We start from the raw sequence: 15128 nt of genomic DNA on the forward strand, positions 1-15128 counted from the left end.
GCGATGGCGATCAGCGGCCGCATCGGCCTTGCCCTCGTCATGGCGTGGATTGTCGTCGCGTTGCTCGGCCCCGGCGTCGCGCCGCACGGCGTGGCCGAGGTCGTGCATGTCGACGTGTTCGACACTGTCAGCCGCCGTTTCCCGCTGGGGACCGACTATCTGGGCCGCGACATGCTGAGCCGCGTGCTGTACGGCGCGCGCTATACCGTGCTGATCGCCTTCGTCGCGACCGGTATCGCGGCGGCGGCGGGCATCCTGCTGGGTCTTGCGGCGGCCGCGGGCGGATGGGTCGACATCGGCCTGTCCCGGACGTTCGACATCGTGATCGCGATCCCCAGCCTGATGCTCGCACTGGTGGTGATCGCGGCGACCGGCGCGTCCATCCCGGTGCTGATCGGGACGCTGGCACTGATCTATACCCCCGGCGCGTTCCGCACCGCCCGGGCGCTGGCGATGGGGGTGATGGCGCTGGACTTCGTCGCCGCCGCCCGCGCACGGGGCGAGCGCCTGCCCTATATCGTCGTGCGCGAGGCGCTGCCCAACGTCACCGGGCCGCTCGCCGCCGATTTCGGCCTGCGCTTCGTCTTCGTCGTCCTGCTGCTCAGCGGCCTGTCCTTCCTCGGACTGGGCGTCCAGCCGCCCCAGGCCGACCTGGGCGCGCTGGTTCGCGAAAATATCGCCGGGCTCGGCTTCGGTGCGCCTGCTGTCCTGTTCCCGGCGGTGGCGATCGCCTCCCTCACGATCGGAATGAACCTCGTGATCGACTCCCTTCCCGGACGGCGGCGGCGATGACCGACGCGCCGCTCGCCCGTATCGAGCATCTGCGCATCACCGCCAGTGGCGAGGATGGACGCGAGATCGTGATCGTCCCCGATGTCAGCCTGTCGGTTGCCAAGGGCGAAGTGCTGGCCCTGATCGGCGAGTCCGGGTCGGGCAAGACGACCATCGCCTTGTCGCTGCTGGGCTATGCGCGGCCGGGCTGCCGGATCGCAGGCGGCGCCATCGAGGTAGCGGGCCAGCGGCTGGACGGCGCCACCCCCGAGCGGCTGCGCCAAGTGCGCGGTCGGACGGTCGCCTATGTCGCGCAGAGCGCCGCCGCCGCCTTCAATCCGTCGCTGACCATCATGGCGCAGGTGATCGAGCCTGCGCTGATCCACGGGACGCTTGATCGCGCCGCCGCCGAGGAAAAGGCCAGGGCGTTGTTCCGTCGCCTCGCCCTGCCCGACCCCGAAGGCGTCGGCGCACGCTATCCGCATCAGGTGTCGGGTGGGCAGCTCCAGCGGCTGATGGCCGCGATGGCGCTGATCACCGATCCGGCGCTGGTCATCTTCGATGAGCCGACCACCGCGCTCGACGTGACCACCCAGATCGAGGTGCTGAAGGCGTTCAAGGACGCGGTACGCGATCTCGGCACCACCGCCGTCTATGTCACCCACGACCTGTCGGTGGTCGCACAGATCGCCGACCGGATCGCGGTGCTGCGTGGCGGCGAGGTGCAGGAACTGGGCACGACCGAGCAGATTCTGTTCGCGCCGCGTCATGCCTATGCGCAGGCGCTGGTCGCCGCCGCCGCGCCGCGCGCGCCCGCCATCGCGCCCCCGACCGACGATGCGCCCCTTCTCGACATGTGGGGAATCGTCGCGGGCTATGGCGGGACCGGCCCGGACGGTGCGCCGCGCACGAAGATACTGGACGGGATCGACGTGTCGATCCGGCGGGGTCAGGTGCTGGGCGTCATCGGTGAATCCGGGTGCGGCAAGAGTACCCTGGCACGTGTCGCGGCGGGGCTGCACGCACCGACCGCCGGGCGCATCCTGCTGAACGGCAATCCGCTGGCCCCACTGGTCCGCCACCGTTCGCGCGACGAGCTGCGCCGGGTCCAGATGGTTTTCCAGAGTGCCGATACCGCCTTGAACCCGGCGGTCAGCGTCGGTGCCGCCATCGCCCGGCCGCTCGCCTTCTATCATGGCCTGGACCGGCGTTCGGCCAGGGCGGAGGTGGCACGGCTGCTCGATCTGGTCCGCCTTCCCACCGCGCTCGCCGACCGGCTACCCGGCGAATTGTCGGGCGGACAGAAACAGCGCGTCAACCTGGCGCGCGCACTGGCGGCGCGCCCCGACGTGTTGCTGTGCGACGAAGTGACCTCGGCGCTGGACCCCGTGGTGGCGGAGGCGGTGCTCGACCTGCTGATCGAGCTGCGCCGCGAACTGAGCCTGGCCTATATGTTCATCACCCACGACCTGGAGATCATACGCGCCATCGCCGACAATGTGCTGGTCCTCTATGCCGGGCGGGTCGCCGAACAGGCGACGCGCGACGGGCTGGGCCACGGACCGCACCACCCCTATACCCGGCTGTTGACGGCCTCGGTGCCCGAATTGCGGCCGGGCTGGCTGGAGGAGACGCCCGCGCGGCAGGCAGGGGCGGCGGCGGCACGCATGTCGGCGACCGGATGCAGCTTCCGACCGCGCTGCATCCGCGCGGCTCCGTCCTGTGCCGAGGCGATGCCGCCGCGGCTGCTGACGGACGACCGCCAGATTTTCTGCCACCAGTCGCTCGAAACGCTTTGATCGGGGCGATGCCGGTCGCGGCATCGCCCCGAGGGGATCAGGCGACCACCGGCCGCCAGATCGCATAGACCTTCTTCACATGCTCCCGGCTGTCCCATGAGCACATCGCGGCATGTTCCAGCAGGAAGATGTCGCCCTTGGCGAAGGTCCGGCGGGCGCCCGTCTCGTCCTCGAACGTCACGCTGCCGTCGAGCAGGTGCATCAGCTCGTGATGGCGATAGCGCATCGCGGTGCGGTGATAGGGCGTCGAGTCCCAGGTCCCGCAGATGAACACGCCGTCGCTCGACAGATAATCGGTATGGTTGCGACACGATGGCGTCGGCCCGACGAGCAGCTCGGCGAGCGGCGGGTTGGACGGCGTCAGGTCGGCCGCTTCGTCGATCGGCACGATCCGGTCGGCGGCGGGCGTCTGAATCGCATGGCGCATCGCGAGCGCGCGGGTGCCGGGCGCGGCCTCCCAGTCGAAGGCGACGCCGCTCGGGATCACCGCGCAGCCATCCGCCGCCAGCATGACCTCGCCCAGCCGAAGCGACCCCGCCAGGACGATGACGAACTCATCACCCGGCAGGCCCGCATCCATGCCCGAAGTACCGTCGAGCGCGAGCAGGTCGACGCTGCACGTCCCCTCCGCAAGCGGCAGCGGCGTGCGCGCGGTGCGATAGTCACCACCGGCGGGCAGCGCGGCCGTCGCGACGAAGGCGCGCAGGTCGATGAACGAGCGGACCTCGGTCGCCACGCTCACAGCCCCACCAGCCCGGGCAGACCCGCGATGCTGGGGATCTCATGCACCTGATAATAGCCGTTCAGCGGCTCGTGCCCGCGATTGACGAACGCCTTGTTCGTGATGCCCATGTCATAGGCGGTCATCAGGTCGTAGCGGAAGCTGGACGAGACGTGCAGCACGTCCTCCGGCCCGCAGCCCAACTGGTCGAACATATATTCGAACGCCTGCATCCGGGGCTTATAGGCCTGCGCCTCCTCGGCGGTGTAGACCGCGTGGAACGGCGCCTCCAGATTGGTCACGCTGGCCGGGATCAGGTCCACCATCGAATTGGACAGGATGACCAGCGGATATTCCGCCGCGACGCGCTTGAGCGGTTCGACCACATCCGGATGCGGCCCCCAGGTCGGCACGGCGGCATAGACTTCCGCCGTGTCGCTGTTGCGATATTCGATGCCCCACTTGCCGCAGGTGCGGCGCAGCGAACCCTCGACCACGTCCCGATAGGGCTTCCACGCGCCCAGCACCTCGTCCAGGCGATAGGCTGAGAAATCGGCGCAGAATTTGTCCATGTCCGCCGCCGCGATACGGTCGGCGTAAAGGCGGCGCGCGACCGGCGCCATCTCGAAATAGATCAGCGTGCCATAACAATCGAACGTGATGTACTTTGGACGAAGCACGGTCGGCCCCCTTCGCTAAGATGATATTGCCGGGGCCGATGATAGTGCGCCCCATGCGGCAGAATTGCTTGTTACGCCCGCGTCCATGCCGCGCGCGGCGCAACCTTCGCGATATCGCAGCATAATATGCTGGCCTTTTCGAGCGGTATCGGAGCGTCGATCGGGGTAAACCGCTGTCGCGATACGCCGACCATGGCGGGTATGCCGTTTGCCCCCCTGTTTTCGGAAGCGTCTGCTGATCGCCCATGGCTACACTGGCCCCAGGCCGGATCGCGCAAGGGGCCTCGGATCGGGGCAAGGGCGACGGACGTCGGGACAGGTGGACATGACGAGCGACAGGGCGGGACATTTCTATATCGATGGCGACTGGCACGCGCCGGTCGCGCCGGCGCCTGCGATTCCCGTCATCGATCCCGCGACCGAGACCCGGATCGGCAGGGTCGCGGCAGGGTCTGCCGCCGATATCGACCGGGCCGTCGCCGCCGCGACCCGCGCCTTTCCCGCCTTTGCCATCAGCCCGGTCGCGGACCGCATCGCCCTGCTCGGCCGGATCGCCGCCTTGCTGGAAGAGCGTGCCGAGGATTTCGCCCGGGCGATCGCAACTGAAATGGGCGCCGCCATCGGCTTTGCCCGTGCCTCGCAGGTGCCCTTTGCCATCGCGCATGTCCGCGCACAGATGGAGGTGCTGGCCGATTACGCGTTCGAGCGGCAGGAGGCGGGCTTTACTCTTTGCAAGGAGGCGATCGGGGTCTGCGCGCTGATAACGCCGTGGAACTGGCCACTCTACCAGATTACCGCCAAGGTCGCACCCGCCATTGCCGCCGGGTGCCCGGTGGTGCTGAAGCCCAGCGAATTGTCGCCCTATAGCGCACTCCTGTTCGCGCAGGTGATGCACGATGCAGGCACCCCGCCGGGCGTGTTCAACCTGGTCGGCGGCACCGGCGAGGTCGTCGGCGCAGCCCTGGCGGCGCATCCCGACATCGCGATGATCTCGCTCACCGGCTCGACCCGCGCGGGCGTGCTGGTCGCGCAAGGGGCAGCGGTCAGCGTGAAGCGCGTCGTGCAGGAACTCGGCGGCAAGTCGCCCAATATCCTGCTGCCCGATGCGGACTTCGCCCAGGCCGTGCCGCGCGGCGTGATGGCTGGGATGCGCAATGTCGGCCAGTCTTGCAGCGCGCCCACCCGGATGCTGGTTCCCGCCGACCGCCTGGCCGAGGTCGAGGCGCTGGCGGCGGCAGCCGCCGCCGAATGGCGCGTGGGCCCGCCGGGCGACGAGGCGACGACGATGGGTCCCATCGCCAATGCCGCGCAGCACGCTCGCGTCCAGGCCATGATCGCGGCAGGCCAGGCGGAAGGCGCACGGCTGGTCGCGGGCGGCCCCGGCCGTCCCGCCGGGCTCGATCGCGGCTTCTATGTCCGCCCGACCGTCTTCTCGGGCGTCACCCGTGACATGCGCATCGCGCGAGAGGAGATTTTCGGCCCGGTCCTGTGCATCATGCCCTATGCCGACGAGGACGAGGCCGTGTCGATCGCCAACGACACCGTCTATGGACTGGGCGCGCACGTCCAGTCGGGCGACCCGGTCCGTGCGAAGGCCATCGCCCGGCGCATCCGATCGGGACAGGTTCATATCAACTATCCCGCCTGGACCGCGCACGCGCCGTTCGGCGGCTACAAGCAATCGGGCAACGGACGCGAATATGGGGTCCATGGTTTCGAGGAATATCTCGAGACCAAGGCGATCCTGGCCTGAGCCCCGGATGGAGATCAAGACGATGCAAGCCGATACGCTCGCCAAGCCGGTTCAGGCTCCTGTCACCGCGACGCTGGCGACCGTCGAGACGCCGTGCCTGGTGCTCGACGCCGACCGGATGGACCGCAACATCGCGCGGCTGAAGGCGCATCTGGCGCCGATGGGCGTGGCGCTCCGCCCACACCTGAAAACCGGCAAGTCGATCGAGGTAGCGGCGCGGCTGATGAGCAGCCCGCACGGCCCCGCCACCGTGTCGACCCTACGCGAAGCCGAGCAATTCGCCGATGCCGGTGTGCGCGACATCATCTATGCGGTCGGCATCGCGCCGGACAAGCTGCCCCGCGTGCTGGCGCTGCGCGCGCGCGGAGTCGATCTGGCGGTGATTCTCGACACGGTCGAACAGGCGGAGGCGGTGGCCGAGGCCTCACGCGCGGCGGGCACCGCGATCCCCGCGCTGATCGAGATCGATTGCGACGGCCATCGCTCGGGCGTGTTGCCGGGCGATATCGGCCAGTTGCTCGCCATCGGTCGGGCGCTGGCCGATGGCGGCGAACTGCGCGGTGTGCTGACCCATGCGGGGGGCAGCTATGCCGCGCGCACGCCCGATGAACTGCGCCGCTATGCCGAGGTCGAACGCAAGAGCGTCGTCGACGCCGCCGAAACGCTGCGCGCCGACGGCCATGCCTGTTCGGTGGTCAGCGTCGGTTCGACCCCGACCGCGCATTTCGCCACCGACCTGACCGGCGTGACCGAAGTACGCGCGGGCGTGTTCGTGTTCTTCGATCTGGTGATGCACGGCATCGGCGTCTGCGCCATCGACGACATCGCGCTGTCGGTGCTGGGCACGGTGATCGGCTTTCAGCGCGAGAAGGGCTGGATCCTGATCGATGCGGGCTGGATGGCCATGTCGCGCGATCGCGGCACCGCCAAGCAACCAGTCGACCAAGGCTATGGCATCGTCTGCACGCTGGACGGGACACCCTATGCGGACCTGATCCTGGCCGACGCCAATCAGGAACATGGCATCATCACCGTGCGGCCGGGTTCGGACGGCACGCTGCCGCCGCTGGCGATCGGCGACCGGGTGCGCGTGCTGCCCAACCACGCCTGTTCCACCGGCGCGCAGCATCCTGCCTATCGTGTCGTGCATGGCGCCGACCCGCAGGTCGCCGCGACATGGCCCCGTTTCGGAGGATGGTAATGACCGCTACCCGGATCGAACCCGTCCTGACCCAGGATGCGCCGCTGCCCGCCGGGCATTATTCGCAAGCCGTGCGTGCTGGCGATCATCTCTATATCTCGGGCCAACTGCCGATCCGCGCCGACGGCGCGGCCCTCGACGACATGGGTTTCGAGGCGCAGGCGGCGCAGGCGATCGACAACATGCTGGCGATCCTGACGGCGGCGGGCGGCACGCCCGACCGGCTGGCACGGGTCACCGCCTATATCGTCGGGGTCGAGAACTGGCCGCGCTTCAATGCGGTCTATGCCGCGCGGCTGGGCGAGGCGCGCCCCGCGCGTACCGTCGTGCCGGTGCCCGAGCTTCACTACGGCTATCTGGTCGAAATCGACGCCATCGCGCTGCTGGCGCACGACTGACCCATTCCATTCCGTCGGAGTTCCTCTTCATGGCGAGCATCACGTCCGCGGGTATCGGACCCGCCGGGGTCGCAAATCCCCCCAAGACACAGGCCACCCCCGTCCGCGCCGGTGCGCGGCTGGTCGGTATCGACGCCCTGCGCGGGTTCGTCATGGTGCTGATGCTGCTCGACCATATCCGCGAGGCATTCCTGCTCTGGGTCCCCATCGGCGATCCGGTCGATGCGCTGACCGTTGCGCCGGACTCGTTCTTCAGCCGGATGACCAGCACGCTCTGCGCGCCGATCTTCGTCGCGCTGACCGGACTGGGCGCCTATCTCTACAGCTGCAAGCACAGCCGGGCCGAAACCAGCGCCTTCCTGTTCAAGCGCGGGGCGTTCCTGGTTCTCCTGGAGCTGACGGTCGTCAACTTCGTCTGGCGCTTCGAAATTCCGCCAACGATCCTCTATCTCCAGGTGATCTGGGCGATCGGGTTGAGCATGATCGTCCTGTCGGCATTGATCCGACTGCCCCACGCCGCGATCGCCGCCATCGGCATCGTCATCGTGGCCGGGCACAACCTGCTGGGTCCGATCACCTTTCCCGAGGGACATCCGCTCCACCTGATCTGGACCGTTCTGCACGATCGCGGGATGTTGAACTTCGGCGGTTTTCCCGTGCGGGTCAGCTATCCGCTGCTGCCGTGGATCGGGGTAATCTGCCTCGGCTGGGCGATCGGGCCGTGGTTCGTCGGCGATGACATCGCGGCCCGGCGGCGGCGGCTGGTGCGGACCGGGGTGCTGATGCTGGTCGGTTTCGTTGTGCTGCGCGCGCTCAACGTCTATGGCGATACCCCCTGGTTCGTCGTGCCCGGCTCGACCGTCCGCACGGTCATGAGCTTCCTGGCACTGACCAAATATCCTCCTTCGCTGCTGTTCGTGCTGGAGACGCTGGGCATCGGCCTGTTGCTGCTGGCGCTGTTCGAGCGGGTGGCGGACACACGGGTGATCGGCTGGCTGGCGGTGCTCGGCAGCGCGCCGATGTTCTTCTACCTCTTCCACCTCTATGTCCTGCGCACCCTGTACCTGAGCGCGGTGGCGATCTGGGGCACCAATCATGACGCGGTGTTCGGCCTCCCTTCGATCCATGGGATCTGGCTGATGTGGATCGTGATGATCGTGCCGCTCTATTTCCCGACGCGCTGGTTCGCGGACTTGAAGAAGCGCCGCAAGGATATTGGCTGGCTCAAATATTTCTGACCCGGCCTGCCCTACACCATGACTGTCAACCCGGACCCGCTGGAGCCACGGAATGCCCGCACCGCTTACCCTGGTCGATTCTAGCCCTGCCCTGCCCGACAGCGCCGACGTCGTCGTGATCGGCGGCGGCATCGTCGGCAGCTTCACCGCCTATTACCTGGCCAAGCGCGGGCTGAAGGTCGCGCTGGTCGAAAAAGGCCGGGTCGGCGCCGAACAGTCGAGCCGCAACTGGGGCTGGTGCCGCCAGCAGAATCGCGACGCCCGCGAGCTGCCGATGGCGACCAAGGCGCTGGACCTGTGGGAACAGTTCGCCGCCGACACCGGCGAGGCGACGGGCTTCAGCCGCTGTGGCCTGCTCTATCTCAGCGACAACGAGGCCGAGATCGAGGGCTGGACCCGTTGGCGCGATTTCGCGCGGACGGCGGGCGTCACCACCCATATGCTGTCGACGGCAGAGGCCAGCGAGCGCGGCCGATTCAGCAACAAGCCGTGGAAGGGCGGCGTCTTCTCCCCCACCGACGGCACCGCAGACCCCTCGCGCGCCGCACCGGCCGCCGCGCGCGCACTGATGAAACTGGGCGGCACGGTGCATCAGAATTGCGCCGTGCGCGGCGTCGAGACCGAGGGCGGGAGCCTGTCCGCGGTCGTTACCGAACACGGCACGATCCGCACCCGTATCGCGGTGCTGTCGGCCGGGGCCTGGGCCTCATCCTTCTGCCACCAATATGGCATCCGCTTTCCGCAGGCGACGATCCGCCAGACGGTGATGGCGGTCGGGCCGGGCGAGGACATCTTCCCGGCCGCGATGCACAGCGACTATATCTCGATGACCCGGCGCGGCGACGGTGGCTATACCCTGTCGATCAGTGGCAGCGGCAAGGTCGATCCGACCCCGCAATTCCTGCGCTTCTCCACCCAGTTCGTGCCGATGTTCCTGCGGCGCTGGCGCAAGCTTTCCCCCGGCGGGCTGGAGGGCGTGCGGTCGGGCCATGAGCGGGTCGCACGCTGGCGGCTCGACCGGCCGACGCCGATGGAGGCGATGCGCGTCCTCGACCCCACACCCGACCCCGCGACCGTCAGGCGCACCCATGCCCGCGCGCTGGAGCTGATGCCGCGCCTGTCCGAACGGGCGGTGACCGGGGCATGGGCAGGCTATGTCGACAGCACGCCCGACGGCGTGCCCGGCATCGGCGAGGTGGACGAAATGCCCGGGCTGGTGCTGGCGGCCGGTTTCAGCGGGCATGGCTTCGGCATCGGACCGGGCGCGGGCCATATGATCGCCGATATCGTCAGCGGCGCGGCGCCGATCGTCGACCCCAAACCTTACCACCCCAGCCGCTTCGCCAACTCCGCCTGGGGCAAGGTCGCGGAGTTCTAGGCCAATCCTCAGTCGCGCAACCAATTCGCCGTGATCTCGCCGCTATGCCCTTCGGGTGCCAGTGCGGCGCGGAGGGATTCCAGCAGGGGCGGCAGGGCTTGCGTGAAGGCATAGGGCGGATTGACGATGAAAAGGCCCGCGCCATTGTAGATGCCGGGCTGGTCGGCATCATATAGCCAATGCTCGACCGAGAGGAATTTCGGGATGCCGAGCTTGTGCAGCTCAAACTTCCACCGCCCATGCGTGGCGCGGTCTTTCAGCGGATACCAGATGACCGTCACGCCATGCGCCCATTTGCGATGCGCCGCGGCGAGGGTGGCGGCGATGCGTTCGCGTTCGTCCGTCTGCTCATAGGGTGGATCGACCACCACCACGCCGCGCGGGGTGCGGGTGGGAAGCATCGCCAGCCACAGCTCATAGGCATCGCGCTCATGCACCGCCGCGGGCGTCCCGCGCATTGCGCCGCGTAAGGTCCGGACATCCTCGGGATGCTTTTCGTTGAGGATCAGCACGTCCTGCGGGCGCAGCAGCTGCGCCAGGAACCGTGGCGAGCCGGGGTAGAGGCGCGGCTCCGCCCCGTCATTCACCGCCTGCACGGCGGCGCGGTAATCGTCCAGCAACGGGTCGGCATCGGCAAAGGCCCGCAGCACGCCTTGTGCGGCCTCGCCGGTGCGTTGCGCCTGCTCGCCGCCAAGGTCGTAGAGTCCGCAACCCGCATGGGTGTCGATCAGGGTCAACGCGCCCGGTTTCTGCTGCAAGGCCCGGACCAGCGCGATCAGCAGGCTGTGCTTCACGACATCGGCGCTGTTGCCCGCATGGAAGGAGTGGCGATAATTCATGGAATCCAAAACCTGCCGGACGCTTAGGGAAGCGGAAGGCGTCAAAGCCTCAAACCAGTTTTCGCGGTCGATCGCAACAGACGGCAAGGAGCATCATGGCCCAAAGCGGCCCACGCCGCTTTTATCGGTCCGGCGCGCCGCCGCTCTCCCTGCCCGGGCCGGCGGCCTCCACGAACTGGCCGGGCACGATCCCGGCGACGGACCAGTCGCCGATCGACCAGCGGACCAGCCGAAGGGTCGGCAGCCCGACCGCCGCCGTCATGCGACGCACCTGCCGGTTGCGCCCTTCGCGGATGGTGAGTTTCAGCCAGGCGTCGGGGATAAGCTTGCGCTGGCGGATCGGCGGATCGCGCAGCCACAGGTCCGGCGCGTCGATACGCGTGACATCGGCGGGCAGGGTCATGCCGTCCTTGAGGCGGACGCCCTGCCGCAAGCGCGCCAGTTGCTGCTCCTGCGGATCGCCTTCGACCTGGACGAGATAGGTTTTGAGCATCTTGAAGCGCGGATCGGCAATGCGCGCCTGCAACCGCCCGTCATCGCACAACAGCAGCAGGCCCTCGCTGTCCCGATCAAGCCTCCCGGCGGGATAGACGCCCTTCACCGCAATGAAGTCCGACAGGGTCGACCGAACCGTCGGCGACCCGTTGTCCGTGAATTGCGACAGGACCCCATAGGGTTTGTTGAACAGCAGCAGCCGGGGCATCCTGCGCTCATAGCGTTCGCATGCGGCCCTGTCTTGCGCCGCATGCCGTCAGCCGCGCCGGGCTTTGCGCCTACGACCTCAGCGCGAAGGGCGCGCCTTTACCAATGCGATGACCGACAGCGAACAGACCGCGAAGGCCAGGGCAAAACCGGCCAGTGCCGTCCACAGGCCAACCGTTAGCCCACCCAGATATCCCCCGATCACCAGACCGATGAGCGGCAGGATGACGAGCAGCAGGCATCCGATCACGACCATGACAATGGGAACCCCGCCACACACGACCCGGTTCCGGGCGGAAACGGCACAAACGCCCGCACCACCCGATCCGCGACAGGGTAAAAGCCAGAGATTTCAGAGAGATCTGGATGCCCCGTGAGGATTCGAACCTCAATTAACGGAGTCAGAGTCCGTGGTCTTACCTTTAGACGACGGGGCATCGAACAGGGGCGTGCCTCTAGGCGGCCGAATCACCCCTGTCAACCGAATTCCGCAACGGCGGCGGCGGTGCGTCTTGTCGCGCGGGCGCCGACTCGCTACCTTGGGCTTCAAGCACCGGCGGACACTCATGTTCGTGACGGATAGAACAGAATAAAGCGAGATACGGCGATGGGGGATGTTCCCACCCGAAGGCCGTACCGGCAGGCCAAGCCGCCTGCCCGTCCGGCACCCCCCCGGCCCCAGCGTGGCCGGTGGTCCGATGCGCAGGCCTATGCCGCGCTCGACCTGGGCACCAACAATTGCCGCCTGCTGATCGCGCGGCCCCAGGGCGGCGGCTTTGCGGTCGTCGACGCCTTTTCGCGAATCGTCCGGCTGGGCGAGGGACTGGCGACCACGGGCCGCCTGTCCGACGCCGCGATCGACCGGACGATCGCCGCGCTGCGCGTGTGTGCCGACAAGCTGAAGCGCCGCAACGTCACCCTGTCGCGCGCGGTCGCGACCGAGGCGTGCCGTCGCGCCGCCAACGGTCCCGCCTTCATCGCGCGCGCGCTGGCCGAGACGGGCATCCATCTCGACATCATTTCGGCCGAGGAGGAGGCACGGCTGGCGGTGCTGGGCTGTCACGTGCTGATCGAGCCCGGGGACGACCCCGCGCTGGTGTTCGACATCGGCGGCGGCTCGACCGAGCTGGTGCTGGTCGACACGCGCAGCCCCAGCCCCCGTATCCTCGACTGGCATTCGGCGCCCTGGGGCGTCGTCTCGCTGACCGAGAGTGCGGGGGGGGGCGAGGGCGAGGCCGGGCGGCTGGCCGCCTATGCCCGGATGCGGACGATGGTGGCGGACAGTTTCGCCGATTTCGCCGCGCGCCTGCCCCGGAACCTGAAGAGCCCCAGGCTGCTCGGCACCAGCGGCACCGTGACGACGCTGGGCAGCGTCCATCTGGGACTCAGCCATTATGACCGCGCCGCCGTCGACGGGCTGATCGTGCCCACGTCCGCGATGCGCGCGATCAGCGCCGACCTGTCGCGCAAGAGCCTGGCCGCGCGCGGCAAGGTGGCGTGCATCGGCCCCGAACGCGCCGATCTGGTGGTGGCGGGCTGCGCCATCCTGGAGACGATATTGGACCTCTGGCCCGCCGAGCGGCTAGGGATCGCCGACCGTGGGATTCGCGAGGGAATCCTGCGCCGCTTGATGGGAATCGCCAGAACGTGAGCAGAGGCAATGCAGGGCTGCACCAGCGGGTGCGCACCGCGCGGAAGCGCACCGCCCAGTCGACCCGCTGGCTGGAGCGCCAGCTGAACGACCCCTATGTCCGCCGCGCCAAGGCGGAGGGCTATCGCAGCCGTGCCGCCTATAAGCTGATCGAGCTGGACGAGCGGTTCGGCTTCCTGCGCGGCAAGAAGCGGATCATCGACCTGGGGCTGGCGCCGGGCGGCTGGGCGCAGGTGGTGCGGCGCCAGGTGCCGAACGCCAGCGTGGTCGGCATCGACCTGTTGCCGGTCGACCCGATCGACGGCGTCACCATCTTCGAGATGGACTTCATGGACGACGCCGCGCCGGACACGCTGATGAACGCGCTGGGCGGCGCGCCCGACCTCGTCATGTCGGACATGGCGGCCAACACCGTCGGCCATCCGCAGACCGACGCGCTGCGCACCATGGGGCTGGTCGAGACCGCCTTCGCCTTTGCCTGCGACGTGCTGTCGCCCGGCGGGGCGTTCGTGTCGAAGGTGTTCGCGGGCGGGGCCGATTCGCAGCTGGTCGCCGAAATGAAGCGCCATTTCGCCACCGTGAAACACGCCAAGCCGCCGTCGAGCCGCAAGGGATCGGTCGAATGGTTCGTGGTGGCGCAGGGGTTCAAGGGGCGGAAGGCGGCGGTGGTGGAGGATCAGGCGGAGGATTGAGCATGGGGCGGTGAGGTCCGCTTTCGCCCAGTTGCGGACACTCCGGCTTCCCGAAAGCAGTCATTCGTTCAGCGCGATCATTCCCATTTTCCCATCCTCAAGCGCCAGTTTCGGGAAAAAGCAATTGGGAACAGATTTTGGGAAAGCGGACGCTTCGGACTCCTTATGGACACGAACGGCAGGGCAGCCTTCCCTTATCACGTTCCCAAGCGGGAAGGCGCGCGGCCGGCCTCGCGCCAGTTGAAGGTCGTGAAAGCTTCGCGCTATTGCGCAGCCATGTTCACAATTCGGTTCTCCCGCCCCACAGATGGCGCGCGCGTCCTGGAAATATGGCGTGGTGCGGTTAATGCCACGCACCACTTTCTTTCCGTCGAGGATCGCCTTGCGATAGATCGGGAGGTCTGCGCCTTCCTTCCGCAAGCGCCGCTAACGCTTGCAGTCGATCAAAACGACCATCCGCTTGGTTTCATGCTGATCGATGATGGTCACATGGAAGCATTGTTTATCGATCCGGCTGCCTTCGGCCACGGGATCGGCGCTGCACTGGTCCGGCATGGATTGGCGCTATACCCCGGCATGACGACAGACGTAAATGAGCAGAACGCGCAGGCCGTAGGTTTCTACAAGCGAATGGGATTCACACAAACCGGTCGCTCGTCGTGCGATGGGCAAGGCAGGCCATACCCCCTGATACACCTCGTACACCGGAGTTGAGGACCTAGCAAACGGCGGGCAAACATACCTTCCCAAAATACCATCGATTTCGAGAACGCCCGCGCCGTCTCGCTGGCGGTTCCCAATGGGAATGCTCCGGCCGTCTCGCTGTCCGTTCCTACACGGGAACCTGACGCCCCGTCGATCTTGCGGGTTGATTGCGGCGCGTCGTGGCGCAAGATATCCGTCATGTCGTGATGCGGAGAGGTGATGTGGCCACAGACAACGTCAGCGAAACCTCTTTGCAGGAATGCTTTGGCTGTGGGGGCCTGTTTCCTGAAATGTCAGGCACGACGCATAAATATATGCTGTCTACCGCAGGTTGCTGGTCCTCATATGGCGATCTGCTGGCGCGGGAGTATGAGAACCCGGCGCTTTTCGGAGCTGTCCATAGACTTACCGTTGATGCGTACGCGCTACAGCATCCGGGCGATACCAAAGACCGTCGAGCTATCCAGTCGGTGGTAAGCGCTGTTAACGCACCACGCGGGCGGCGTATGCCCATGGCATGAGGTCGCCGAGTGCATTGATGCGGTGGCCGCCCGCAAGGCGCTTGAGAGTGTCGGTCAGCCAGGCCTGTGGGTCGACGCG

General features: G+C 67.4%; 17 protein-coding genes and 1 tRNA gene. 11 read left to right on the forward strand and 7 right to left on the reverse strand.

Annotated features, from left to right (window positions below; genetic code table 11):
• Positions 1-3: 3 nt before the first annotated feature.
• Entirely contained in the window at positions 4-792 is a 789-nt protein-coding gene (locus tag BSZ14_RS12910) for an ABC transporter permease (protein WP_076711238.1), read from the forward strand.
• Positions 789-2570 (forward strand): ABC transporter ATP-binding protein, encoded by a 1782-nt coding sequence (locus BSZ14_RS12915; RefSeq protein ID WP_076711239.1) that lies wholly within the window; start codon positions 789-791, stop codon positions 2568-2570. Before BSZ14_RS12910 ends, BSZ14_RS12915 begins: the two co-directional genes overlap by 4 nt.
• A 37-nt stretch (positions 2571-2607) precedes the next feature.
• Here BSZ14_RS12915 and BSZ14_RS12920 read toward each other — a convergent pair whose 3' ends face one another.
• Both BSZ14_RS12920 and BSZ14_RS12925 read right to left on the reverse strand, forming a co-directional pair.
• Entirely contained in the window at positions 2608-3306 is a 699-nt protein-coding gene (locus BSZ14_RS12920) for a cupin domain-containing protein (RefSeq protein WP_241823751.1), read from the reverse strand.
• 2 nt (positions 3307-3308) lie between these two features.
• The gene (locus BSZ14_RS12925) at positions 3309-3971 is read right to left on the reverse strand and encodes a haloacid dehalogenase type II (RefSeq protein WP_076711241.1); all 663 of its coding nucleotides are present in this window, start codon (positions 3969-3971) and stop codon (positions 3309-3311) included.
• Positions 3972-4296: 325 nt separating this feature from the next.
• On the opposite strand from BSZ14_RS12925, the gene BSZ14_RS12930 reads away from it, so the two are divergent.
• The 5 genes from BSZ14_RS12930 to BSZ14_RS12950 are packed head-to-tail and all read left to right on the forward strand — an operon-like array spanning position 4297 to position 9939.
• A complete protein-coding gene (locus BSZ14_RS12930) occupies positions 4297-5724 on the forward strand; it encodes an aldehyde dehydrogenase family protein (protein ID WP_042488354.1) in 1428 nt (475 codons plus the stop codon).
• Between the two features lie 22 nt (positions 5725-5746).
• Positions 5747-6925 carry a DSD1 family PLP-dependent enzyme gene (locus tag BSZ14_RS12935; RefSeq protein WP_042488426.1) on the forward strand — a complete coding sequence of 393 codons (1179 nt, stop codon included), beginning with the start codon at positions 5747-5749 and terminating at the stop codon, positions 6923-6925.
• A complete protein-coding gene (locus BSZ14_RS12940) occupies positions 6925-7323 on the forward strand; it encodes a RidA family protein (protein WP_089413648.1) in 399 nt (132 codons plus the stop codon). The genes BSZ14_RS12935 and BSZ14_RS12940 overlap by 1 nt, the downstream gene beginning before the upstream one ends.
• 29 nt (positions 7324-7352) lie before the next feature.
• Positions 7353-8561 carry a DUF1624 domain-containing protein gene (locus BSZ14_RS12945; RefSeq protein ID WP_076711242.1) on the forward strand — a complete coding sequence of 403 codons (1209 nt, stop codon included), beginning with the start codon at positions 7353-7355 and terminating at the stop codon, positions 8559-8561.
• Positions 8562-8613: 52 nt separating this feature from the next.
• Positions 8614-9939 (forward strand): NAD(P)/FAD-dependent oxidoreductase, encoded by a 1326-nt coding sequence (locus BSZ14_RS12950; protein ID WP_076711243.1) that lies wholly within the window; start codon positions 8614-8616, stop codon positions 9937-9939.
• An 8-nt stretch (positions 9940-9947) separates the two neighbouring features.
• Here BSZ14_RS12950 and BSZ14_RS12955 read toward each other — a convergent pair whose 3' ends face one another.
• The 4 genes from BSZ14_RS12955 to BSZ14_RS12965 form a co-directional block, all read right to left on the reverse strand.
• On the reverse strand, positions 9948-10778 hold the full coding sequence (locus BSZ14_RS12955) for a 23S rRNA (adenine(2030)-N(6))-methyltransferase RlmJ (protein ID WP_042488344.1): 831 nt from the start codon (positions 10776-10778) through the stop codon (positions 9948-9950).
• A gap of 121 nt (positions 10779-10899) precedes the next feature.
• Complete coding sequence (locus tag BSZ14_RS12960; RefSeq protein WP_076711244.1) at positions 10900-11481, reverse strand: pseudouridine synthase; 582 nt, start codon at positions 11479-11481, stop codon at positions 10900-10902.
• Between the two features lie 78 nt (positions 11482-11559).
• A complete protein-coding gene (locus BSZ14_RS19700) occupies positions 11560-11730 on the reverse strand; it encodes a hypothetical protein (RefSeq protein WP_158069210.1) in 171 nt (56 codons plus the stop codon).
• Positions 11731-11843: 113 nt separating this feature from the next.
• Positions 11844-11917: transfer RNA gene (locus BSZ14_RS12965), tRNA-Gln, on the reverse strand.
• A 170-nt stretch (positions 11918-12087) separates the two neighbouring features.
• Between BSZ14_RS12965 and BSZ14_RS12970 the strand changes: the two genes are divergently transcribed.
• The 4 genes from BSZ14_RS12970 to BSZ14_RS20335 all read left to right on the forward strand — a co-directional run bounded on the left by BSZ14_RS12970 (position 12088) and on the right by BSZ14_RS20335 (position 15049).
• Positions 12088-13131 carry a Ppx/GppA phosphatase family protein gene (locus BSZ14_RS12970; RefSeq protein ID WP_042488338.1) on the forward strand — a complete coding sequence of 348 codons (1044 nt, stop codon included), beginning with the start codon at positions 12088-12090 and terminating at the stop codon, positions 13129-13131.
• Positions 13128-13823 (forward strand): RlmE family RNA methyltransferase, encoded by a 696-nt coding sequence (locus BSZ14_RS12975; protein WP_076711245.1) that lies wholly within the window; start codon positions 13128-13130, stop codon positions 13821-13823. The genes BSZ14_RS12970 and BSZ14_RS12975 overlap by 4 nt, the downstream gene beginning before the upstream one ends.
• A 165-nt stretch (positions 13824-13988) precedes the next feature.
• On the forward strand, positions 13989-14537 hold the full coding sequence (locus BSZ14_RS12980) for an acetyltransferase (RefSeq protein WP_445190547.1): 549 nt from the start codon (positions 13989-13991) through the stop codon (positions 14535-14537).
• A gap of 197 nt (positions 14538-14734) precedes the next feature.
• Positions 14735-15049, forward strand: coding sequence for a DUF5946 family protein (locus tag BSZ14_RS20335; protein ID WP_445190548.1), 315 nt, complete (start codon positions 14735-14737; stop codon positions 15047-15049).
• Here the strand turns inward: BSZ14_RS20335 and BSZ14_RS12985 are convergent.
• On the reverse strand, positions 15012-15128 hold a 117-nt coding region (locus tag BSZ14_RS12985; RefSeq protein ID WP_139330359.1), incomplete at its 5' end, for a transposase domain-containing protein. The genes BSZ14_RS20335 and BSZ14_RS12985 overlap by 38 nt on opposite strands.

This window comes from Sphingomonas sp. Sph1(2015) (assembly GCF_001970915.1).
GTDB lineage: Bacteria > Pseudomonadota > Alphaproteobacteria > Sphingomonadales > Sphingomonadaceae > Sphingomonas > Sphingomonas parapaucimobilis.